General features: G+C 69.8%; 21 protein-coding genes and 1 tRNA gene. 14 read left to right on the top strand and 8 right to left on the bottom strand.

The genetic code is table 11. From position 1 onward, the window contains the following. Window positions 1-85: 85 nt before the first annotated feature. From MFF64_RS01810 to MFF64_RS01800, 4 genes are read left to right on the top strand one after another with little or no spacing between them, the layout of a single operon-like run. Complete coding sequence (locus MFF64_RS01810; RefSeq protein ID WP_238189271.1) at window positions 86-1336, top strand: zinc finger-like domain-containing protein; 1251 nt, start codon at window positions 86-88, stop codon at window positions 1334-1336. After that, complete coding sequence (locus MFF64_RS01805; RefSeq protein ID WP_238189269.1) at window positions 1326-1901, top strand: DUF1643 domain-containing protein; 576 nt, start codon at window positions 1326-1328, stop codon at window positions 1899-1901. The genes MFF64_RS01810 and MFF64_RS01805 overlap by 11 nt, the downstream gene beginning before the upstream one ends. Before the next feature lie 3 nt (window positions 1902-1904). After that, on the top strand, window positions 1905-2204 hold the full coding sequence (locus MFF64_RS38575) for a helix-turn-helix domain-containing protein (RefSeq protein ID WP_438823053.1): 300 nt from the start codon (window positions 1905-1907) through the stop codon (window positions 2202-2204). Then, window positions 2090-3070: a tyrosine-type recombinase/integrase gene (locus MFF64_RS01800; protein ID WP_438823054.1), complete on the top strand. Its 981-nt coding sequence runs from the start codon at window positions 2090-2092 to the stop codon at window positions 3068-3070. Before MFF64_RS38575 ends, MFF64_RS01800 begins: the two co-directional genes overlap by 115 nt. 66 nt (window positions 3071-3136) lie before the next feature. Here MFF64_RS01800 and MFF64_RS01795 read toward each other — a convergent pair. Both MFF64_RS01795 and MFF64_RS01790 read right to left on the bottom strand, forming a co-directional pair. Next, window positions 3137-3212, bottom strand: a tRNA-Ile gene (locus tag MFF64_RS01795). Window positions 3213-3426: 214 nt separating this feature from the next. After that, complete coding sequence (locus tag MFF64_RS01790) at window positions 3427-3711, bottom strand: hypothetical protein (RefSeq protein ID WP_099900951.1); 285 nt, start codon at window positions 3709-3711, stop codon at window positions 3427-3429. A gap of 739 nt (window positions 3712-4450) precedes the next feature. On the opposite strand from MFF64_RS01790, the gene MFF64_RS37780 reads away from it, so the two are divergent. Continuing rightward, on the top strand, window positions 4451-4573 hold the full coding sequence (locus MFF64_RS37780; RefSeq protein WP_273557133.1) for a hypothetical protein: 123 nt from the start codon (window positions 4451-4453) through the stop codon (window positions 4571-4573). A gap of 64 nt (window positions 4574-4637) precedes the next feature. On the opposite strand, the gene MFF64_RS01785 is transcribed toward MFF64_RS37780, so the two are convergent. From MFF64_RS01785 to MFF64_RS01770, 4 genes are all read right to left on the bottom strand, one after another. Next, window positions 4638-5396 (bottom strand): ABC transporter ATP-binding protein, encoded by a 759-nt coding sequence (locus MFF64_RS01785; protein ID WP_099906204.1) that lies wholly within the window; start codon window positions 5394-5396, stop codon window positions 4638-4640. Beyond that, window positions 5393-7156, bottom strand: coding sequence for a branched-chain amino acid ABC transporter ATP-binding protein/permease (locus tag MFF64_RS01780; protein WP_099906206.1), 1764 nt, complete (start codon window positions 7154-7156; stop codon window positions 5393-5395). Before MFF64_RS01780 ends, MFF64_RS01785 begins: the two co-directional genes overlap by 4 nt. A gap of 2 nt (window positions 7157-7158) precedes the next feature. Beyond that, window positions 7159-8196: a branched-chain amino acid ABC transporter permease gene (locus MFF64_RS01775; RefSeq protein WP_099906208.1), complete on the bottom strand. Its 1038-nt coding sequence runs from the start codon at window positions 8194-8196 to the stop codon at window positions 7159-7161. 227 nt (window positions 8197-8423) lie between these two features. Further along, window positions 8424-9581 carry an ABC transporter substrate-binding protein gene (locus MFF64_RS01770; protein WP_099906210.1) on the bottom strand — a complete coding sequence of 386 codons (1158 nt, stop codon included), beginning with the start codon at window positions 9579-9581 and terminating at the stop codon, window positions 8424-8426. Window positions 9582-9818: 237 nt separating this feature from the next. Here MFF64_RS01770 and paaG point away from each other — a divergent pair, with 237 nt between their 5' ends. The 4 genes from paaG (at window position 9819) to MFF64_RS01750 (ending at window position 13302) form a co-directional block, all read left to right on the top strand. Next, window positions 9819-10625, top strand: a complete 807-nt coding sequence (gene paaG / locus MFF64_RS01765; RefSeq protein WP_099906212.1) for a 2-(1,2-epoxy-1,2-dihydrophenyl)acetyl-CoA isomerase PaaG — start codon at window positions 9819-9821, stop codon at window positions 10623-10625. Window positions 10626-10660: 35 nt separating this feature from the next. Then, window positions 10661-11053 carry a hydroxyphenylacetyl-CoA thioesterase PaaI gene (gene paaI / locus MFF64_RS01760; protein WP_238189308.1) on the top strand — a complete coding sequence of 131 codons (393 nt, stop codon included), beginning with the start codon at window positions 10661-10663 and terminating at the stop codon, window positions 11051-11053. A 263-nt stretch (window positions 11054-11316) separates the two neighbouring features. After that, window positions 11317-12651 (top strand): phenylacetate--CoA ligase PaaK, encoded by a 1335-nt coding sequence (gene paaK / locus MFF64_RS01755; protein ID WP_238189265.1) that lies wholly within the window; start codon window positions 11317-11319, stop codon window positions 12649-12651. A 21-nt stretch (window positions 12652-12672) separates the two neighbouring features. Beyond that, a complete protein-coding gene (locus tag MFF64_RS01750; RefSeq protein WP_099903120.1) occupies window positions 12673-13302 on the top strand; it encodes a TetR/AcrR family transcriptional regulator in 630 nt (209 codons plus the stop codon). A gap of 193 nt (window positions 13303-13495) precedes the next feature. Here MFF64_RS01750 and MFF64_RS01745 read toward each other — a convergent pair whose 3' ends face one another. After that, the gene (locus MFF64_RS01745; protein WP_099903122.1) at window positions 13496-14032 is read right to left on the bottom strand and encodes a GNAT family N-acetyltransferase; all 537 of its coding nucleotides are present in this window, start codon (window positions 14030-14032) and stop codon (window positions 13496-13498) included. A 181-nt stretch (window positions 14033-14213) separates the two neighbouring features. After that, window positions 14214-15380: a type III PLP-dependent enzyme gene (locus MFF64_RS01740; RefSeq protein WP_238189263.1), complete on the bottom strand. Its 1167-nt coding sequence runs from the start codon at window positions 15378-15380 to the stop codon at window positions 14214-14216. A 706-nt stretch (window positions 15381-16086) separates the two neighbouring features. Between MFF64_RS01740 and MFF64_RS01735 the strand changes: the two genes are divergently transcribed. The 5 genes from MFF64_RS01735 (at window position 16087) to MFF64_RS01715 (ending at window position 20943) form a co-directional block, all read left to right on the top strand. After that, window positions 16087-17706: an OpgD/OpgG family glucan biosynthesis protein gene (locus MFF64_RS01735; RefSeq protein ID WP_099899705.1), complete on the top strand. Its 1620-nt coding sequence runs from the start codon at window positions 16087-16089 to the stop codon at window positions 17704-17706. Further along, entirely contained in the window at window positions 17703-18191 is a 489-nt protein-coding gene (locus MFF64_RS01730) for a GNAT family N-acetyltransferase (protein ID WP_238189261.1), read from the top strand. The genes MFF64_RS01735 and MFF64_RS01730 overlap by 4 nt, the downstream gene beginning before the upstream one ends. Before the next feature lie 201 nt (window positions 18192-18392). Beyond that, complete coding sequence (locus tag MFF64_RS01725) at window positions 18393-18812, top strand: hypothetical protein (protein ID WP_099899707.1); 420 nt, start codon at window positions 18393-18395, stop codon at window positions 18810-18812. Window positions 18813-19286: 474 nt separating this feature from the next. Next, window positions 19287-19964, top strand: a complete 678-nt coding sequence (locus tag MFF64_RS01720; protein ID WP_099899713.1) for a 2Fe-2S iron-sulfur cluster-binding protein — start codon at window positions 19287-19289, stop codon at window positions 19962-19964. 10 nt (window positions 19965-19974) lie between these two features. Further along, window positions 19975-20943 carry an FAD binding domain-containing protein gene (locus MFF64_RS01715; RefSeq protein ID WP_238189259.1) on the top strand — a complete coding sequence of 323 codons (969 nt, stop codon included), beginning with the start codon at window positions 19975-19977 and terminating at the stop codon, window positions 20941-20943. Window positions 20944-20947: the final 4 nt, after the last annotated feature.

Genomic DNA, 20947 nt, shown 5'->3' with positions numbered 1-20947 from the left:
GGCGAATAAATTGACAACAATTTTTTCAAGATCAACTCGATGCTTTATCGCGCCAGCTTAGCTCACCCCAAAATGAGGCACAGCAATGCCCACCATCACCGTCCCCTGCGCCACGTGCTCCGGCACCGGCTCGGCCACCTACGAGGACCGGCATACCGAGACGCGGCAGGACCAGTGCCGGACCTGCGGCGGGACCGGCCAGGTGCCATCCCGCTCCGGCGAGAGCCGCGAGACCTCGTGGCCGTTCGCGGTGCCAGGAGCGCAGCTGCCTGGGCCCGAGATCGTCCGACACATCCGCTCTGGCCGTCTCTACGAGGTGCTGTTCCGCGGCGCCCGGGTACAGACCAACGAGCCGCTGACCGATTATGACCTTGTCCTGGTCTATCGGTGCAGCAGGACCGGCCAGGTCACGCTCTCATCACACAAAACGGCGCCTGATGGTTACAGGCTTCTCTACACGGCCGCGATTCAGGCCGGTGCGCCGCTCTCCGACGGCGCCGAGGTCGTCGTCTACCGCTCCCTGAATGGCAACCTCGCCTGGGCCCGCTCGACTGCTGAGATGGACGACGGGCGGTTCGAGGCAGTGCCGGGCGCGCGGCAGGCCGGTACGGTGTCCATCCTAGAGGAGCGAGTGAAGGCCAGTATCCGGTACTTCCGGGATGGCGCCGCCGTTCGGGCTGGCGTCTCGGCCGACCAAGCGGAGCACACTGCTGTCGCGCTGCAGGATCTGCTGTCGGGACCCGTGACAGCTCGCGCGACCGAAGCCCCCGGCGACGCGATCGCGCAGGCCCGCCGCCTCGCCGCCGATGAGGCCGAGGAGCGGCACATGAGCGACCTCGCGGCGCTCTTCGTGAGCGGCCGTGGCGATGATCATCCGTGGGTTCGGTCCGCTCTCCGGGGGCTCCAGGTCGGCTGCGGCGGCAGCTACCAGGACCGCGTCTATCGGCATTTCCAGTACGTCGCGGGGGATGACCCAACCGACATGCCCGAGCGCCGGGACCGCGCCGGCGAAGAGCATGCCGAGCTGCAGCAGGCTCTCGGCCAGACGCTCGAGGGGTATATCGCGATCGGCCGCTACGTATGGGGCCGCCCGGCCGGCACGCCGGCACTGGAGATGGGCGGCACGCTGAACACCCTGGCCGCGCTCGCGGCGTGGGCCGGCCTCGACATGATGGCGTGCGCTGAGGCTGAGCTTGCCCGCACGATGAAGCCCGAGATCGTCGCGAAGATCCGGCACAAGCGAGCCAACCGGCACGGGCGCGGAGTCTTGCCGGGTGATGATGCTGATTTGGTGACGGCCACCCCGTCTGCCGGGGAGAGCGCGCATGCGAACTGACCCCCTCCGCGGCTCGGCCGAGCTCTCCTCCTGCGGCCTGCACCGCTACCGACTGGACCGCTGGTGGTCCAATGAGCCGCGCGCGCTGGTCTGCATGCGCAACCCGAGCACGGCCGGCGCGGATCGAAACGACCCGACCATCTGTCGGCTGCGGGCGCTCCTGCAGGACCGGCCCGGCATCGGCGGGTTCACGGTCGTCAACGCTGATGACCGGATCGCCACCGATCCGCGGGAGCTTGAGGCGTTGCTGGCTGGCCAGGACGTGGCCGCGCTCAAGGCCGCGCGCCACGCGAACCTCGCCCGCATCCGAACGCTCTCCGCCGCGGCGTCCGTGCGCATCGTCGCTTGGGGCAACCTGCTGGCGCCCGGGCTTCACGCTGACCGGGTGATCGCGGCGCTGTCGCTCGACGGCACCCACCCATTGGACGCCTTCGCGCTCACCGCCGACGGCGCGCCGATCCATCCGCTGGCGCGCGGCCACAGCCGCGTGCCGCTCGGGATGCCGCTCGTTGGGTGGCGGGCCGACCGCCCCGCACCGGTCCCCACAGATGGAGAGGAGGTCTAAGACATGGCGAGCGCCGTGCCGCGGCCCCTAACACCCGAGCAGGTTGCCGAGCGCTGGGGCTGCTCGGCGAACCACGTCCGCAACCTCATCAAGCGGCGCGAATTGCGGGCTTTCCGCGTCGGCTCGCGGCTGCTTAGGATACCGCCCGACGCGGTGGTGGAATTCGAGCAATGTCAGGCGACTATCGGATCGGACGACTCAATGGCCGCTACGTCGTCTCCTGGTGGGCCGACGGCAAGCGACGGCGTTATCGTCTTGACGCACTCACGGCCAAGGACGCGGAGCGCGAAGCCCTCGACGTGATCCGGCGCGAGGTCGCCGCTCCCAAGGGCGCGACTATCGCCGATCTCTGGGAGGGGTACCGGCGGGAGAAGGATGGTCGACGCGTCGCGGTCGCGATGATGCACGAATGGAAGGCGATGGGGCCGCACTTCGGGCATCTTCGGCCCGACCAGATCAACAACGACATGTGCAAGGACTACACGGCGAAGCGCCGCGCCGCCGGCAAGCACGACGGCACGATCTGGACCGAGCTCGGGCATCTGCGCACGGTGCTGCTCTGGGCCCTCGGGCCGGACAAGGCGCCGAAGATCGAACGTCCGGCGAAGCCCGCGCCGAAAGAGCGGTACCTGACCCGTCCCGAGATCGCAAAGCTCCTTGACGCGCCGGCCGCGCCGCACATCCAGAACGCGATCCACCTCATGCTCGCCACAGGCGCCCGCGTCGGCGCCGTGCTCGAGCTGACATGGGACCGGGTCGATTTCGAACGCGGGCAGATCAACCTGCGCACCTCCGACACCGGCCCGCGCAAAGGGCGGGCGATCGTCCCGATGAATGCAGGGCTCCGGGCAGCCCTCAGCAAGGCGCAGCGCGAGGCTCTATCCGACTACGTGATCGAATGGGCCGGGGGCCCAGTCGCCAGCATCAAGACAGGGTTCAACGCCGCGGTGAAGGCGGCCGGCCTGGAGAAGGTCTCGCCCCACGTCCTGCGCCACACGGCAGCGGTTCACATGGTCGAGGCCGGCGTGCCGATGGCCGAAGTAGCGCAGATGCTGGGCCACTCGAACACGGCGATCACCGAGCGGGTCTACGGTCGTTTCAGCCCGACCCACCTCCGGAAGGCCGCCGACGTGCTGGACTTCACGAGCGTGCGCAAGGCTGCCTCTTAGGTTCGTTGAACCGAAGATCACTCCGTAGTGCGGATGGCGCTTTGCAGTATTTTCAAGGGGTTAGAGTGGTGGGCCCGGCAGGACTCGAACCTGCAACCAGACCGTTATGAGCGGTCGGCTCTAACCATTGAGCTACAGGCCCTCGGGTTTGGTCTTCACTCTCCGAGCGCCTAGTGTGCGATTGGACGACAGCCTCGGCGACAGACACCCTGCCCGTAGGTACCTGGGACCGGCGGTTCCGGCAAGCCCCTTGCGAGGATCCGGGCCCGGAGGAAGGCATTCGGTGGAACGCACCCCGCACACCGTGCTGGGATCAGTGGCCCTGGGCCGGCGCGGATCCTCGCCCCGGTCACGGATCACCGCGCGGCTTGCTCCGTGCTCGACGACGGTGCGAAACCCATCGTGTCCTTCTCCGCGTCTCCCATCGGCGCGCCCACGCGCACCGGCGAGCGGCTGCCACCGGCGGGCGCCGTGGCCAGGGCGGCCTCGGGCTGCGCGCAGAACAGCCCGACTGTGTCCTTCTCCGGGTTCCCGGTGGCCGGACCGACGCGCATCGGCAGGTAGAGCGGGCAGCGCGCCGACGCAGGCACCACGCAGCCGACCATCAACAACGCCGCGAGCGGCGCAGCGAGCAGACGCATTCATCCCTCCCAAGATCTCAGTTATCGTATGCGTGCCGGTTGATCACCCGTTTCGGTTATCGATTTGATGTCATCTATGCGCTGATCTGATTTAATCGGCATCATCAGATTGAATGACAACTGGAATTTGCCCAGGGACGAAGTTTTGCACGATCGGCACGGAGCACGGAGCATGGGGTTCGAGGGCGCGAAAAACGGCCGTCCTCCATCGTCGGACGAGAGAGCGGCAGGATACGCTGCTGACCTTCCTCCGGCCTGCCTGCCTGGAACGCGATGGGCAGGCTCACTGTTGCATGTCTGCCATGGATAAATCTGATCTTCTTGCAAGAATTAGCCTAAAAATTTGTTTTTAAGTGTTGGGGCTCGGCATGTTCAGCATCAAATTTGGAGTCAATTTCAAGGACGTGGGCGGCGGTGCCATATTCGCGCGAGGTGCGCTCGATTTGCATGATCAAACCGGGAGCATCGATAGTGTACTATCAACCGTCGATGGTTCTGCGGTACAGGGTTTTCCAACGTATAACGATTCAAGCAATACATTGCAGAGAGAAATTACCCTGCCGATCGGCGGTAGTTCCTATGCGTGTCATTGCAGTACAGACGGAAAAGGTCTGCCGTTCGCGGAAAGTTCTTTGCAGTACAGCGCGCCATCCACGGTGCCGCACTGCCTCACGATCAGCAGCCGGTCCGAGTCCGCGCCGGCGCCTTCGGGCCGGGCCTTGCCGCGCGCTGCCGGCCGGTGGCTTTCGACGGGCCGATGGTCGAGGCCGGGCGGGCGCGTCTCTCCGGCGTCTTCGCCGCATCGCTCGGCGAGGCCGGCGCCTGGGATGAGGCCGGGCGCTTCGCCTGGATCCCCGCGTAGCGGATCGGTCAGCTCGCCGGGCGAGTGTACATCGAATGACATCCAAAGGCGGAGCCGTCCCGGCTCAGCGTCCGGAGGCGGCGCGGCTCGGCGGGGCTTCGTCGACCGCGAGGGTGCCGAGATAGGTCTCGACCACCCGTGCATCGCCCTGCAGCGTGCGGCTGTCGCCCTGGAGTACGACGCTACCGCCGTCGAGGACGTAGCCGTGATCGGCGATCTGGAGCGCCGCGCGGGCATTCTGTTCGACGAGGAGGATCGCCACCCCCTCGTCGCGCAGGCGCGCCACCGTGCGCATCACCTCGGCGACGATGAGCGGCGCGAGGCCGAGGCTCGGCTCATCGAGCATCAGGAGGCGCGGGCGGCCCATGAGGGCGCGCGCCATGGCGAGCATCTGGCGCTCGCCCCCTGAGAGGGTGCCGGCGTGCTGGCGCCGGCGCTCGGCGAGGCGGGGGAAGAGGCGGTACATCTCCTCGAGATCGCCGCCCTTGCTGCCCGTGTTGCGGAACCGGAAGGCGCCGAGCTTCAGGTTGTCCTCGACGCTCATGGTCGAGAACAGCTCGCGGCGCTCGGGGATCAGACTCAGGCCCTGTGCGACGCGCGCCTCGACCGGAAGTCGCGCAACGTCGCGTCCCTCGAAGCGGATGCGGCCGCGGGCCGGCAGCACCCCCATCAGCGCGTTGAGGAGCGTCGTCTTGCCAGCGCCGTTGGCGCCCAGCACCGTGACGAGCCGCCCGGGCTCGACCCGCAGCGACACGCCTCGCACCGCCTCGACCTTGCCGTAGGCGACGGAGAGGTTCTCCGCTTCGAGCATCGGGACGGTCATGCGGCGCTCCCCAGATAGGCCTCGACCACCGCGGGATCGCGGCGCACGGCCGCCGGCGCGCCCTCGCACAGCTTGGCGCCGAAATTCATCACCACCAGCCGGTCGGCGAGCCCCATCACGAAATCCATGTCGTGCTCGACGAGCAGGATGCCCAGGCCCTCTTGCCGCAGGCGGCGCAGGAGGTCGCCGAGCGCCTGCTTCTCCTGATGGCGCAGCCCCGCGGCCGGCTCGTCGAGGAGGAGGAGCTGGGGGCCGAGGCACAAGGCGCGGGCGATCTCGACGATGCGCTGCTGGCCGAGCGCCAGGCTGCCGGCCGGCAGGTCGCGGCAGGCGGACAGGCCGACCCGGGCGAGCTGCCTGTCGGCTTCGGCGAAGAGCGCCGCCTCCTCGGCGGCGTCGAGGCCGAGCGCCCCGCGGACCGGGCCGGCGGAGCCGCGCAAGTGGGCGCCGAGCGCCACGTTCTCGATCACCGACATGCCGGCGACGAGCTTGACGTGCTGGAAGGTGCGGGCGCAGCCGAGCCGGGCGATGCGCCGGGCCGGCAGGCCGGCGACGTCGCGCCCGGTCAGGCGCACTGCCCCGGCGGTGAGGCGAGCCACGCCGGTGACGAGGTTGAAGGTGGTGCTCTTGCCAGCCCCATTCGGTCCGATCAGCGCCACCACCTCGCCGGCCGCGACCGTGAAGCCGATATCGTTGACGGCGACGAGGCCCCCGAAGGTCTTTCGCAGGTTCGCGGCCTCCAGCAGCACCGTGCCGGGCGCGGCAGCCGGGCGCGGCGCCAGGGGCTGGCCCGCCGGCCCGCGGTCGGGCGGGGCGGCGACGGAGCGGCGGACGATCAGCGGCCACAACCCGTCCGGCGCGCGCTGGAGCATCAGCACCAGCAGGATCCCGAACACGATCGCCTCGAAATTTCCTTGCGCGCCGAAGATGAGCGGCAGCACGTTCTGGAGCTGGTCCTTCAGCACCGTCACCAGTACGGCCCCGAAGACGCCGCCGCCGATCGAGCCGGCGCCGCCGATCACCGCCATCAGCAGGTACTCGATACCGGCATTGATGCCGAACGGCGTCGGGTTGATGGCGCGCTGGATATGGGCGTAGAGCCAGCCGGACAGGGCCGCCAGCATCGCCGCGTAGACGAAGGCGACGATCTTCACCCGCGCGGTGTCGACCCCGAACGATTCGGCCGCCACGACCCCGCCCTTGAGCGCCCGGATCGCACGGCCGGTGCGCGAGCGCAGCAGGCGGTGGGTCAGCCACAGGCTCAGGGCCAGGAACCCCCAGGTGAGGAGCAGCGCCTCGGCCCCGCCGAGGATCGGGTGGCCGAGCACGCTGATCGGCGGCAGGCCGGTGAGGCCGTCGTAGCGGCCGAGCGCGTCGGTGTTGCCCAGCACGTAGAAGAACGAGATGTTCCAGGCGATGGTGCCCAGCGGCAGGTAATGGCCCGAGAGCCGGAGCGTGATCGCGCCGATGACCCAGGCCGCCGCCGCCGACAGCAGCAGGGCCACCGGCAGGGACAGCCACGGCGACAGGCCGCCCTGCGTGGTGAGGAGCGCCGTGGCGTAGGCGCTGATGCCGACGAACATCGCTTGTCCGAACGACGTGATGCCCGCGACCCCGGTGAGCACCACGAGCCCCGTGACCACGATGGCCGAGAGGCCCGCATAGGTGAGGAGCGTGAGCCAGAACGGCGGCACGCCGGGCAGGAAGGGCAGGGCGACGATCAGCAGCGCCGTGAGGCCGGCGAGGACGCGGGTCGGCATGGTTACTCCTCGTCCTCGATCGGGGCCGAGCGCAGGGAGCGCCAGAGCAGGACCGGGATGATCGCCATGAACACGATCACCTCCTTGAAGGCGCTGGCCTCGAACGAGGCGACGGATTCGATGATGCCGACCAGGATCGCGGCGGCCGCCGCCGCCGGGTAGCTCGCGAGCCCACCGATGATCGCGGCGACGAATCCCTTGAGGCCGATGAGGAAGCCCGTGTCGTAGTAGACGGTGGTGAGCGGCGCGATCAGCACGCCCGAGAGAGCCCCGATGAAGGCCGCGACCGAGAAGCTCAGCCTCCCGGCGAGCGAGGGCGCGATGCCCATCAGCCGGGCGCCGAGCCGGTTCACGGCGGTGGCGATCAAGGCCTTGCCGAGCAGCGTGCGCGAGAAGAACAGCCAGAGCGCGACGATGATCGCGAGGGTGAGGCCGATCATCCACAGGGACTGCCCGCTGACCAGCAGGGGACCGGCGGGGAACGAGGCCTCTGAGAGCGGCGGGGTGCGCGAGCCTTCCGCGCCGAAGAAGACGAGGCCGAGGCCCGTCAGCGCCAGGTGCACGCCGACCGAGGCGATCAGCAGCACGAGCACCGAGGCGTGGGCGAGCGGCCGGAACGCCACCGCGTGCAGGAAGCCGCCCATCGGCGTCACGATGGCGAGCGTCAGCAGGATCTCGACCACGAGGCCGGGCTTCATCGGTGCGAGGAACCAGGCGATGGCCGCCACCACGATCGGCAGGGCGAGGTCGCGAAGGGCGAGGCGCAGCAGCACCCGGCCGCTCATGGTCGGGCGCGTCTCGGCGCAATCGGCCAGGAAGGCGAGGGCCCCGAGGCCGAGGAGCAGCGGCACGGTGCCGGGCAGGGTGCCGGCCTCCAGGCTCGCCAGGGTCAGTGCCCCGTAGGCGACGAACTCGCCCTGCGGGATCAGGATCACCCGCGTGACGGTGAAGACCAGGACCAGCGACAGGGCGATCAGCGCGTAGATCGCGCCGTTCACGACGCCATCCTGGAGGAGGAGAAGGAGGATCGTGGCGTCCACGGCGGAGAACTCGGGGCCTGTCGGGTTGGTTTGTCTAAGCTCATCCTCCCTGCGACCTCATCCTGAGGTGCTGCCGCGAGCGGCAGCCTCGAAGGAGGGCCCCAGGGATCTCACTCGGCTTCCGCTTGATACGCGCCGAAAATCCGACGCATGGTCCCCTCTCCCACACGGGGGAGGGGATCCCGATCGTTGACGGATTGTCTCACTGAGCAGGCGGCAGCCCCGCCTCAGTTCGTCGCGGACAAGAGCTTCCAGCGGCCGTTCTCGATCGTCACCATCACGCGGGCGCGGTCGTCCTGGCCGACATGGTCGGTCGGGGTCATGGTGACGACGCCGTTGGTGTAGACGACCTCCTTCAGGCCCTCGATCGCGTCTCGGAGCGCGGCGCGGAACTCGGGCGTGCCGGGCTTGGCGGTCTTCAGCGCGACGGGGATCGCGTTCGCCAGCAGCACCTCGGCGTCGTAGGCATGGCCGCCGAAGGTCGCGAGCGAGCCCGCGCCGAACTTCGCCTCGTAGGCCTTGGTGTAGTCGAGAGCGACCTTGCGCACCGGGTTCGATTCGGGCAGCTGCTCGGCCACCAGCAGGGGCCCGGCCGGCAGCACCGTACCGTCCACGTCCTTGCCGCCGACGCGCAGGAAGTCGGCGTTGGCAACGCCGTGGGTCTGGTAGTACTTGCCGGCGTAGCCGCGCTCCTTGAGCGTCTTCTGCGGCAGGGCGGCGGGGGTGCCGGAGCCGGCGATCAGCACCGCGTCGGGCTTCGCCGCCATCACCTTCAGCACCTGGCCGGTCACGCTGGTATCGGTCCGGGCGTAGCGCTCGGTGGCGGCGAGCTTGATGCCCTTGGCCTCGAGCCGGGGCGCGATCTCGGAGAGCCAGCCGTCGCCGTAGGCGTCGTTGAAGCCGATGAAGCCGACGGACTTCACCCCGGCCTTCGCCATGTGGGTGGCGATCGCCTCGGCCATCAGGGCGTCGTTCTGCGGCGCCTTGAACACCCAGCGGCGCTTGTCGTCCATCGGGGCGACGATCTTGGAGGAGGCGGCGAGGCTGATCAGCGGCACCTTGGCCTCGGCCGCCACCTCGATCAGCGCCAGGGAGACCGGCGTCACCGACGAGCCGACGATCGCGTCGACCTTGTCGTCGCTGGCGAGCTTGCGCGCGTTGGCGACGCCCTTGGTGGTGTCGGTCGCGTCGTCGAGGACGATCCACTCGACCTTCTGGCCGCCGATCTCGGTCGGCAGCAGCGTCACGGTGTTGGACTGCGGGATGCCCAGCGAGGCCGCCGGGCCGGTCTTGGCGATCGTGACGCCGATCTTGATCGGCTGCGCCAGCACGGGACCGGCCAGCACGGTGCCGGCAAGGGCGAGCGCCCAGACGATGCGCCTCATGGTGGTGTCCTCCCGTTTACGGGCCACGCCGGTTGGAGCCCGGTCGCTGGCGTCACGGGCCTCTGAGAGCCCGCCCGTGCGTGCTTTGCAATCCTGCGCGGCGTCCGTCCACCCTGGCGTTCGGCTAACGGCGCGCACGTTTGACTTCGCCCGCACAGCTTTATAATTTACCGTCCGGTTGGTCAATAGATCGCGCCGGCGGGGACATCCGACACGGCGGGACGGGGAGGGCGCACCATGAGCGAGGCAACCGGCGAGACTCTCGTGCTGACGGAGCGCCACGCGGGCTACCGCGTTCTGGTGCTCAACCGGCCCGACCGGCTCAACGCCTTCAACGAGCCGCTGCACCTCGCCCTGCGCGAGGCGTTGAGCGACGCTGCCGCCGATCCGGAATGCCGGGCGCTGATCCTCACCGGGGCCGGCCGCGGCTTCTGCGCCGGCCAGGACCTCGCCGCTCGCAACTTCGCGCCGGACGTCGAGCCCGACCTCTCGCGCACCCTCGAGGCGTTCTACAACCCGCTGGTCAAGCAGATCCGCGACCTGCCGATGCCGTTGATCTGCGCCGTCAACGGCGTGGCGGCGGGCGCGGGCGCCAGCCTCGCCTTCCACGGCGACCTCGTGCTCGCGGCGCGCTCGGCGAAGTTCCTCCAGGCCTTCGCCAAGCTCGGGCTGATCCCGGATGCCGGCGGCACCTGGCTCCTGCCGCGCCTCGCCGGCCGGGCCCGGGCCCGCGGCATGGCCCTGCTCGCCGAGCCGATCACCGCCGAGCAGGCGGAATCCTGGGGCATGATCTGGCGGGTGGTCGACGATGCCGAGCTGATGGCGGAGGCCCATCGCCTCGCCGCGCACCTGGCGCAGGCGCCGACCTACGGCCTGGCGCTCATCCGCCGCGCCCTCGACGCCTCGGAGACGAGCGACCTCGCCGCGCAGCTCGACGTCGAGCGCGACCTTCAGGGCGAGGCCGGGCGCTCGCCGGATTACCGCGAGGGCGTGGCGGCCTTTCTCGAGAAGCGCCCGGCCCGCTTCACCGGACGCTCCCGGTGACACCGGAGGAGCGGGCCCGCGCCTGCGCCGCCGCGATGTGGGAGGAGGATCGGGCGAGCCAGGGGCTCGGCATGAGCCTCGACCATGCCGGGCCCGGGGAGGCGGTTGTGTCGATGCGGGTGCGCGACGACATGGTGAACGGCCATGGCTCCTGCCACGGCGGCTTCATCTTCGCCCTCGCCGATTCTGCCTTCGCCTTCGCGTGCAACGCCTACGATCAGCGGGCGGTGGCGCAGCATTGTGCGGTCACCTTCCTGCGCCCGGGCCGGCGCGGCGAGGTGCTGACGGCGCGGGCCGTCGAGCGGGTGCGCGAGGGGCGCTCGGGCATCTACGACGTGACGGTCACCGACGCGGAAGGGCGGGTGGTGGCGGAGTTCCGCGGGCATTCGCGGACCGTGCCGGGGACGGTATTGGCGGGGGAGGGCTGAGCGGCGACTGCTCGATCTGCTCGACCGACTTGCAGCCCACCGGGTCGTTCCGGGGGTGCGTAGCCGAGCCCGAAAGCCGGAAGCGCAGGATCTTCGAAGTCTAGCGGAACGCGTTGCGCGTTCTGCGCCACCTGCGGTTCTCGATCCCGGGCTCTCGCCTGCGGCGAGCCCCGGGATGATGCCGAGGGTGTCAGACCGGCCAATGACGTCGATCGGATAATCATAAGAAGTATCTCAGGGACACTCTTCCAGGGAGAAACGCCATGCTCCAGATCGCCCCCCGCAAGCTCGCCCGCATGGTGCCGGACGCTTCCGAGCTCGACCGGTTCGAGACCGCCTCGCGGGACGAGCTCGCCGCCTGGCAACGCGAGAAGCTGCGCGAGACCCTGCACCACGCCTACGCCAACGTCCCGCATTATCGCGCCGCCTTCGATGCCGCCGGTGTGCACCCGCGCGACTTCTCGGACCTGCCTGACCTCGCCCGCTTCCCCTTCACCGCCAAGGCCGACCTGCGGGCGAACTATCCCTTCGGGATGTTCGCGGTGTCGCGCGAGGAGGTGGCGCGCATCCACGCCTCGTCGGGCACCACCGGCAAGCCGACGGTGGTGGGCTACACCAAGGCCGACATCGATGTCTGGGCCGACGTGGTGGCGCGCTCGATCCGGGCGGCGGGCGGGCGGCCCGGGATGCTGATCCACGTCGCCTACGGCTACGGGCTGTTCACGGGGGGCTTGGGGGCGCATTACGGCGCCGAGCGCCTCGGCTGCACGGTGATCCCGATGTCGGGCGGGATGACCGAGCGCCAGGTCCAGCTGATCCAGGACTTCAAGCCCGACATCATCATGGTGACGCCGTCCTACATGCTGGCAATCCTCGACGAGTTCCGGCGCCAGGGGCTCGACCCGCGCGCCTCCTCGCTCAAGGTGGGCATCTTCGGGGCCGAGCCCTGGACCAACGCGATGCGCGCCGAGATCGAGGAGGCGTTCGACCTCCACGCCGTCGACATCTACGGGTTGTCCGAGGTGATGGGGCCGGGGGTCGCGAGCGAGTGCGTCGAGACCAAGGATGGGCTGCACATCTGGGAGGACCACTTCTTCCCGGAGATCGTCGATCCGCGCACCGGCGAGGTCCTGCCGGACGGGGAGGAGGGGGAGCTGGTCTTCACCTCGCTCACCAAGCAGGCGATGCCGGTGATCCGCTACCGCACCCGCGACCTGACCCGGCTGCTCCCCGGCACCGCCCGGGCGATGCGCCGGATGGAGAAGATCACCGGGCGTTCCGACGACATGATGATCGTGCGCGGGGTCAACGTCTTCCCGAGCCAGATCGAGGAGAAGATCCTCACCATCCCGGCCCTCTCGGCCCATTACCAGGTGGTGCTCTCCCGCGAGGGCCGGCTCGATACCATGACGATCCGCGTCGAGGCGCGGCCGGAGGCCGACATCGCCGACCTGCGGGAGGCCGCCGCCGACCGGCTCTGCCACGCGGTCAAGGACACGATCGGCGTCACCGCGACGGTGGAGGTGCTGCCCCCGGGAGGCATCGAGCGCTCCCTCGGCAAGGCCCGCCGCGTCATCGACCAGCGCCCCCGAGAATAGTGTGAGTAGCGACGAGACCCCATGGCCCGCACCCGCGCCAGCGACTACGACGACAAGCGCCGGGCGATCCTCGATCGCTCGGCCGAGCTGTTCGCCGCCCACGGCTACGACCGCGCCTCGATGAGCCGGATCGCCGAGGCCTGTGGCGTCTCGAAGGCGAACCTCTACCACTACTATCGTGACAAGGACGAGATCCTCTTCGACGTGATCCGGCTGCACCTCGAGGAGCTGCTGGAGGCGGTCGAGGCCGCCGACCGTCCGGGCCTTGCGCCCGAGCCGCGCCTGCGCAGCCTCGCCGGCGCCCTGCTCGAGGCCTACCGGGATGCCGACGCCCAGCACAAGGTGCAGATCAACCATCTCGGCCTGCTCTCGCCCGAGCGGCAGGCAGAGCTGAAGGAGAGCGAGCGCGAACTGGTCCGCCTGTTCTCCGAGGCGATTGCCGGCGTCGCGCCGCATCTCGCCGGCACGGCGCTCTTGAAGCCCGTGACCATGTCGTTCTTCGGCATGGTCAACTGGCACTATCTCTGGTTCCGGCCCGGCGCGGGGCTGACGCGGGCGGATTACGCGGACCTCGTCACGCGGCTGATCGCCGAGGGAGCACGGGGGATCGTGGAGGAGGGTGTGCCGGAGGTGCGGGTGGTCGGGGGGTAAACGACCGCCTGGCAACCTCAGCACTTGAGCAATCAGGCACTGCGCCCTGTCCCGGACGACTGAGACGACGTGGAAGGAGATCCGGGGTCCAGCGCAAAAAGTCGCGAAGCGTCCGTCTGCAACGGTGCAGCGTACAGGGCCGCTTCGCGACGATCGTCAGGGAAAGGGGCGGGTCTGGAACCCGCCCGCCTCGTTACGCCGCGACGCGGAACTCCTCCGCTGGAACCGTCATCGGCACCACCCGCCCGGTCGCCCGCACCATGCCGTCGGCGCCGTCGAGGGCCCCCGGCACGAGGTCGAGGGCCAGGAACCGCTCCGGCGCGTAGGGGCCGGGCAGGCCCAAGGTGCCGACCCGCTCGTGGCTGAAGCCGAAGCGGGCGTAGTAGGGCGCATCCCCGACCAGGATCACCGCCCGGTGGCCGAACGACGCCGCGCGGGACAGAGCCTCCCGCATCAGCTTGTTGCCGATGCCGAGTCCGTGGAGCGCGGGGTCGACCGCGATCGGGCCGAGCATCAGGGCGGGGATGCCGCCGGCCTCGACGTTCCACAGTCTCACGGTTGCGACCAGGCGGCCGTCCATCTCGACCACCAGGGCGAGGCCTTCCGCCGGAAGTCGCCCTTCGCGCAGGCGCTCGCAGGTCTTGGCGAAGCGGGCTTCGCCGAAGCACAAGTCGAGCAGGTGCTCGCGCGCGGCGCTATCGGCGGCGCGCTCGTCGCGGATCTGGAACACGGCCGTACCCTCCCGATACTGACAGAAGACGGGCAAAGGACAGCCCTCGCACCCGCCGCATGCGGCGGGCCGTCCGGGACTTGTTCGGTGGCTGCAAGAGACGCGGAAAGCGCCGGGGCCCGCGAAAACGGTCGAGCCGGCGCATCGTTCCGAAGAAGCGGCGCCGTTCGGCGCCGATTCCTCAGATCACGTAGGACTGAAGCGGCGGGAAGCCGTTGAACGCCACCGCCGCGTAGGTGGTGGTGTAGGCACCGGCGCCTTCGATCAGCACCTTGTCGCCGATCGCGAGCGAGATCGGCAGCGGGTACGGGGTCTTCTCGTAGAGCACGTCGGCCGAGTCGCAGGTCGGGCCGGCGAGCACGCAGGGGACCGTACGGTCCTCGTCGTGCTCGGTGACGATGCGGTAGCGGATCGACTCGTCCATCGTCTCGGCGAGGCCGCCGAACTTGCCGATGTCGAGATAGACCCACCGCACCTCGTCGGCGGCGTCGGACTTCTGCGAGACCAGGACGACCTCGGCCTCGATCATGCCGGCATTGCCGACCATGCCGCGGCCCGGCTCGATGATCGTCTCCGGCAGCTGGTTGCCGAAATGCTTGGTCAGCGCCCGGAAGATCGCGTCGCCGTAGGATTCCACGCCCGGCACCGCCTTGAGGTACCTGGTCGGGAAGCCGCCGCCGAGATTGACCATCGAGAGATGGATGCCGCGGGTGGCGCATTCGCGGAAGATCATCGAGGCGGAGGCGAGCGCCCCGTCCCAGGCTTCCGTGTTGCCCTGCTGCGAGCCGACGTGGAACGACACGCCGTAGGCGTTGAGGCCCCCCCGGTAGGCGTGCTCCAGCACGTCCACCGCCATCTCGGGCACGCAGCCGAACTTGCGCGACAGCGGCCACTCGGCGCCGGCGCCGTCGCACAGGATGCGGCAGAACACCTGCACGTCCTCGCGGGCGACCTTGACCGCGTCGGCAGCGCGGGCGATCTTGTCGACCTCGGCCTGGCAGTCGACGGCGAAGAGCCGCACGCCGAGCTGGAGCGCGCGGGCGATGCAGCGCTCCTTCTTGATGGTGTTGCCGAACGACACGCGGTCGGCGGTGGCGCCGGCGGCCAGCGCCATCTGGATCTCGACGACCGAGGCGGTGTCGAAGCAGGAACCCATCTCGGCGAGCGCGCGCAGCACCTCGGGAGCCGGGTTCGCCTTCACGGCGTAGAAGACCCGGGTATCCGGCAGGGCGCGGGCGAAGGCGGTGTAGTTGTCGCGCACGACGTCGAGGTCGAGGACCATCACGGGACCCTCGTCCCGGCCGAGCTCTCGGCGCACGCGCAGGAAATCGCGGATGCGATCGGTCATGATCAGCCCCACCAAAGGTTCGAGAGGGCTCCCGCGGGAACCCGAAGTCGAGATCGAGACGGCGCGCGTCGGCCGTCCGGCGTCAGGGGGCGATGCGGCGCGGCGCGGACGTGCTGTGGAGACACGCCGTGCGACGCGGGCACAGAGCACCCGGAAGCTGCCTTTGCTTGGAACGGGGAAACCCGATCCGCACTCGGGGCAAGGAGAAACAAGCCTCTTCGGTGTCGGCCTTTGGAGGGCCGACGAGACCAAAAAAGCCCGTTCGTCGTTGCTTTAAGCTGCGTCCCCCGTGGAGAGCGGGGTTCGCCGGTTTTGCCTCCGGCTGCCGGTTGTTGTCGGGGTCCGGTGTCGCCACCTGGATGCCGGCCGGAGGGATCCACCCCTATCCGACCATCGATCCTTTAAGACCCCTGGCGGCTGTCCGGCCTCTTGTCCGGATGCCCACCAACCGGCACGCGGCCACAGGCACGTGCGAAATTGGGCAAGGCGGTAGATACGGACCATGGCCCCCCGCCGCAAGCCCCGTCTTGCGGATTTTCGCCGGATTTCCCCAACGTGGCACGATGGATACAGCCCGCGGCACGGCCGGGGCCCCCGCATGAAGACAACGTCACGTGGCGGGGCCTTCTCAAGCGGCGCCGGACGGGCCATTCAGCGCGGCGACGCGCACGCGCGTTCACGACGCGCGCCTTATATCCGGACCGCCATGACCATCGCACCCTCGCGCCGCGCGCTCCTCGCCGGCCTGCTCTCCTCCGCCGCCCTGACCGGGGCGGCCTCCGCCCAGGTCGGGCCGACCCAGCCCGGCCCGAGCGCCCTGCCGCCGCCGGCGCCGAGCCCGGCCCCGTCCGGCCCAGCCCGCTTCCGCTTCGACGAGGTGGTGCGCCGGGCGAAGGCCCTGGCGGGCGTGCCGTTCGAGGCCAACGTGGCGCCGCTGCCGGCGCCGCTCGCCTCGCTCGATTACGACGCCTGGCGCGACATCCGCTTCCGGCCCGACAAGGCGCTGCTCGGAGACCAGGACGGGCCGTTCCGGCTCCAGCTGTTCCATCTCGGCTTCCTCTATACCCGTCCGGTGACGGTGAACGTCGTGCGCGACGGGGTGCCGACGCCGGTGCCCTACCAGCCCGGCCTGTTCGATTACGGCCGCACCACCATCGACAAGCCGCTGCCGGTCAATCTCGGCTTCGCCGGCTTCCGGCTGCACTACCCGCTCAACAAGCCCGGCGTGCTCGACGAGCTGATCGCGTTCCTGGGCGCCAGCTACTACCGCTTCCTCGGCCGCGACCAGCTCTACGGGCTGTCGGCGAGGGGGCTCGCCGTCAACGTCGAGGGCGTCGGCGGGCCGGAGGAATTCCCGGTCTTCCGCGAATTCTGGATCGAGATGCCGCCGAAGGGCGCCGACCGGGCGGTGATCTACGCCCTCCTCGACGGGCCGTCCTGCACCGGCGCGTTCCAGTTCCTGGTCTATCCGGGCGACGAGACCGTCGTCGACGTGCGCTGCTCGCTGCATCCGCGCCGCGAACTGACCACGGTCGGGATCGCGCCGCTGACCTCGATGTTCTTCATCGGCGAGAACGACCGCCACCACTCGGACGATTACCGCCCCGAGCTGCACGATTCCGACGGGCTGCTGATGCAGTCCGGCGGCGGCGAGTGGATCTGGCGGCCCCTGCGCAACCCGAAGGAGCGCTGGATCTCGGCCTTCGAGGACCGCAACCCGAAGGGCTTCGGGCTGATGCAGCGTGACCGGGTGTTCGAGGATTACCAGGACCTCGAGGCGTTCTATCACCGCCGCCCGGGCTACTGGGTCGAGCCGCAGGGCGAGTGGGGCGAGGGCACGGTGCGCCTCGTCGAGCTGCCGACCGAGAACGAGACCCACGACAACATCGTGGCCTCCTGGCAGCCCAAGCAGCCCTACAAGCCCGGCGAGGCGGTGGAGCTGTCCTACAAGATCCGGGCGCTCGCCGAGACCGACGACCTGCATCCCGGCGGCCGGGTGGTGAACACCTACGTCGCCCGCACTACGGCGAGCGGCGGCTCGGCCGATGCCAGCGAGCCGCGCACCCGGCGCTTCCTCGTCGACTTCTCGGGCGGCGATCTCTCCTACTGGCTCACCGATCCGAAGGCGGTCGAGATCGTGCCCTCGACGACGCAGGGCAAGGTCCTGGCGGTCTCTCTGGTGCCCAACCTGCACGTGAAGGGCTTTCGCGCCGCGATCGACGTGCGGCTCGACCAGCCCGGGCAATCGACCGAGCTGCGCGCCTTCCTGCGCGCCCGTGGCCAGACCCTGACCGAGACCTGGACCTATCCGTGGACGGCCGCGTGAGCGGTCACCCCGCGCGCGCGTCGGCCGTCACGATCCGGCCGGCGATCCGAGAGGATCTCGACGCCCTGATGGCGCTCGAGGTCGCGGCCTTCGCCACCGACCGGGCGGAGCGCCGGGCGATCCGCCACGCCATCGCGTCGCCGTCGATCTCGCTCCTCGTCGCTCTCGACGACGCGGTGCTGATCGGCGCCGCCACGATCGAGCGCCGCCGCGGCAGCCGGCGCGCCCGCCTGTCCTCGATCGCGGTGGCGCCGAGCCGGTCCGGGACCGGGCTCGGCCGGGTGCTGCTCGCCGCCGCCGAGGCCGAGGCCCTGGCCCGGGGCTGCGACACCTTGCGCCTGGAGGTGCGCGAGGATAACGGCGCCGGCATCCGCCTCTACGAGCGCAGCGGCTATCACCGCTTCGAGACCGTGCCGGACTATTACGAGGACGGCACCACCGCCTGGCGCTACGAGAAGCGCCTCGCCGAAGGAGAGGGGCGCTGAGCCGTCCCGCCTGCCCCGTCCTGATACAACCACGCTACGAGCAGGACGGATTGAAATACCACTGAGCCCGCTTTCCCTAGCGACATGTTCCGTGGCGGCATGGTTTCCAGTCGGTTTCCGTTGGCACGCCAGACGCAGAGATCCCGGAGACCGAGGCACAGGGTGCCTCACTCTGAGACCTTTGGGAATGAGGTGGCAGCCATGGCCCTGACCAACGCCGATTTCCGCAGGATGATCGCCGAGCACCGCGACCACGCGGTCCGGCCGCTCCCGCCCCTGACCTTGCCCGACCGGATACCGCATCGCTTCGAGGCTGGCTCTCGGCGCCCTGCCCACCGCGAATCCCGCGACGTGCGAACCATCGAGATCGTCTGGACACCGGCCCCCGCGCCGTCCGGCAGCCGCCTCCTCGGCGGCCTCGCGGCCGTCGCCAAGGTGCTGGCTCTGCCGGTGCTGCTCGCCGGCAGCCTCTGCGCCCAGCCGGTCTACGAGTGCCACAAGCAGAAGAGCCGCGGGATGCTGTATTACGGCACCACCGTGCAGATGTGCGTGAACGAGCGCATGGCCGAGCACGTCGGAAGCGTGCAGGCCTTCGTGGATCGGCACATGCAGGGGATGTGAGGAGCCTGCTTGTTGACAGCAGCCGCATCATGGACCTCTTTTCTGTTGTCTTTCTGATCCATCCACGATCTCATCCTGAGGTGCGACCAGAGGGAGCCTCGAAGGAGGGCTCCCGCTGCCGCAGAGATTTCTGGAGGCCTCCTTCGAGGCCTCCGCTACGCTCCGGCACCTCGGGATGAGGTCGTGGGTGGAATGACCTGAGAAAGCGGTCGAACAGACTCTCCGACACGGCACGTCCTCGGCGGATGGTGGTCAGGGCGGGCGAGGCTCTGTCCTGCTTCCGGCGCCTGTCGGCGCGCGAGGCGTCGCGTGCCATCACCCTCCGCGCCTTGCCGCGCGCGATGCCGCACCCGCGCCCTTCCCGGGACCCCGCTGCCCGCCCGAACGTTTGGTGAGCGATCGCGTCGCGGCCCAACGGCCGAGCCGGCGCCGGCGCTCGCGCGCCGTCACCTCGTTTCCGGGCCGGGAGGCACCATGGACAAGTCCGATTCCGCGCCGCGGCCGACGCGCCGGAGCGTTCTGGAGAGCGGCGTCGCCGCCGCGGCGGTGCTCGGCTTCGCCGGGCCGCTCCGGGCCGCGCCGCCGCCGGCGCAAGGGGCCGCGCCGCAGGCCCTCGCCGCCGAGCCGGCCACGCCCCGCATGCCCGTGACCCTTCAGGTCAACGGCCAGGCCCGCCCCCTCGAGGTCGATCCGCGCACCACGCTCCTCGATGCCCTGCGCGAGCGCATCGGCCTCACCGGCTCGAAGAAGGGCTGCGACCACGGCCAGTGCGGCGCCTGCACGGTGCTGGTGAACGGGCGGCGGATCAATTCCTGCCTGACGCTCGCGGTGATGCACGAGGGCGACGAGATTCAGACCATCGAGGGGTTGGCCGAGGGCGACCACCTGCACCCGCTCCAGGCCGCCTTCGTCAAGCATGACGGCTTCCAGTGCGGCTACTGCACGCCGGGCCAGATCTGCTCGGCCGCCGGGATGCTGACCGAGGCCAAGGCCGGATGGCCCAGCACCGTGACGCAGGATCTGACCGCGGCGGTCGCTTTGACCGATGCGGAGATCCGCGAGCGGATGAGCGGCAACATCTGCCGCTGCTCCGCCTACCCGAACATCGTCGCGGCGATCCGCGACGCCGGCGGCGCGGCGACGCGGCTCTGAGGGGGCGATCATGAAGGCTTTCACCTACGAGCGCCCCGCCACCGTGGCGGACGCCGCCAAGGCGGTCGTCGCGCAACCGAACGCCCGCTTCATCGCCGGCGGCACCAACCTCCTCGACCTGATGAAGCTGCAGATCGAGACGCCGACCCACCTCGTCGACGTCAATCGGCTGCCGCTCGACAGGATCGAGCCGACGCCGGAGGGCGGGTTGCGCATCGGCGCGATGGTGCGCAACGCCGATCTCGCCGCCGACGAGCGGGTGCGGCGCGATTACGGTGTGCTGTCGCGGGCGCTGCTCGCTGGCGCCTCGGGCCAGCTGCGCAACAAGGCGACCACCGCCGGCAACCTGCTGCAGCGCACCCGCTGCCCGTACTTCTACGACACGGCGATGCCGTGCAACAAACGTCGGCCCGGCTCCGGCTGCTCGGCGATCGAAGGGTTCAACCGCATCCTGGCGGTGGTCGGCACCTCCGAGCACTGCATCGCCACCCACCCGTCCGACATGGCAGTCGCGATGCGGGCCCTCGATGCCACGGTCGAGACCGTGACGCCGGAGGGGGCGGAGCGCACGATGTCGATCGCCGACCTGCACCGCCTGCCCGGCGACACGCCCCAGGTCGAGACCACTCTCAAGCCCGGCGAAATCATCACGGCCGTGACCCTGCCGGCGCCAGTGAAGGGCCGCCACGTATACCGCAAGGTGCGCGACCGCGCGTCCTATGCCTTCGCCCTCGTCTCGGTGGCGGCGGTGATCGAAGCGGATGGCGACAAGGTGCGCTCCGCCCGCCTGGCCTTCGGCGGTCTCGCTCACAAACCGTGGCGGGTGGCGGAGGCCGAGGAGGCTCTGGTGCGCGAGGGCGTCGGCGCCGCCGGCGAGGCGGCCTTGAGGGGCGCCCGCGGCTACGGCGCCAACGACTTCAAGATCCCGCTCGCCAAGCGCACCCTCGCCGCCGCCGTGGCGGAAGCGCGACGCGCCTGATCGC

Origin of the sequence: Methylobacterium frigidaeris, from assembly GCF_022179185.1 — a bacterium.
In the GTDB taxonomy this organism is placed as follows: Bacteria; Pseudomonadota; Alphaproteobacteria; order Rhizobiales; family Beijerinckiaceae; genus Methylobacterium; species Methylobacterium frigidaeris.
This window is presented reverse-complemented; position numbering and strand designations above follow the sequence as displayed.

Bases quoted from the DNA above. Each gene is read 5' to 3' on its own strand.
- MFF64_RS01810 (WP_238189271.1), top strand. From the start codon at position 86: ATGCCCACCATCACCGTCCCCTGCGCCACGTGCTCCGGCACCGGCTCG.
- MFF64_RS01805 (WP_238189269.1), top strand. From the start codon at position 1,326: ATGCGAACTGACCCCCTCCGCGGCTCGGCCGAGCTCTCCTCCTGCGGC.
- MFF64_RS38575 (WP_438823053.1), top strand. From the start codon at position 1,905: ATGGCGAGCGCCGTGCCGCGGCCCCTAACACCCGAGCAGGTTGCCGAG.
- MFF64_RS01790 (WP_099900951.1), bottom strand. From the start codon at position 3,711: ATGCGTCTGCTCGCTGCGCCGCTCGCGGCGTTGTTGATGGTCGGCTGC.
- MFF64_RS01785 (WP_099906204.1), bottom strand. From the start codon at position 5,396: ATGACCGTCCCGATGCTCGAAGCGGAGAACCTCTCCGTCGCCTACGGC.
- MFF64_RS01780 (WP_099906206.1), bottom strand. From the start codon at position 7,156: ATGCCGACCCGCGTCCTCGCCGGCCTCACGGCGCTGCTGATCGTCGCC.
- MFF64_RS01770 (WP_099906210.1), bottom strand. From the start codon at position 9,581: ATGAGGCGCATCGTCTGGGCGCTCGCCCTTGCCGGCACCGTGCTGGCC.
- paaG (WP_099906212.1), top strand. From the start codon at position 9,819: ATGAGCGAGGCAACCGGCGAGACTCTCGTGCTGACGGAGCGCCACGCG.
- paaI (WP_238189308.1), top strand. From the start codon at position 10,661: ATGTGGGAGGAGGATCGGGCGAGCCAGGGGCTCGGCATGAGCCTCGAC.
- paaK (WP_238189265.1), top strand. From the start codon at position 11,317: ATGCTCCAGATCGCCCCCCGCAAGCTCGCCCGCATGGTGCCGGACGCT.
- MFF64_RS01750 (WP_099903120.1), top strand. From the start codon at position 12,673: ATGGCCCGCACCCGCGCCAGCGACTACGACGACAAGCGCCGGGCGATC.
- MFF64_RS01740 (WP_238189263.1), bottom strand. From the start codon at position 15,380: ATGACCGATCGCATCCGCGATTTCCTGCGCGTGCGCCGAGAGCTCGGC.
- MFF64_RS01735 (WP_099899705.1), top strand. From the start codon at position 16,087: ATGACCATCGCACCCTCGCGCCGCGCGCTCCTCGCCGGCCTGCTCTCC.
- MFF64_RS01725 (WP_099899707.1), top strand. From the start codon at position 18,393: ATGGCCCTGACCAACGCCGATTTCCGCAGGATGATCGCCGAGCACCGC.
- MFF64_RS01720 (WP_099899713.1), top strand. From the start codon at position 19,287: ATGGACAAGTCCGATTCCGCGCCGCGGCCGACGCGCCGGAGCGTTCTG.
- MFF64_RS01715 (WP_238189259.1), top strand. From the start codon at position 19,975: ATGAAGGCTTTCACCTACGAGCGCCCCGCCACCGTGGCGGACGCCGCC.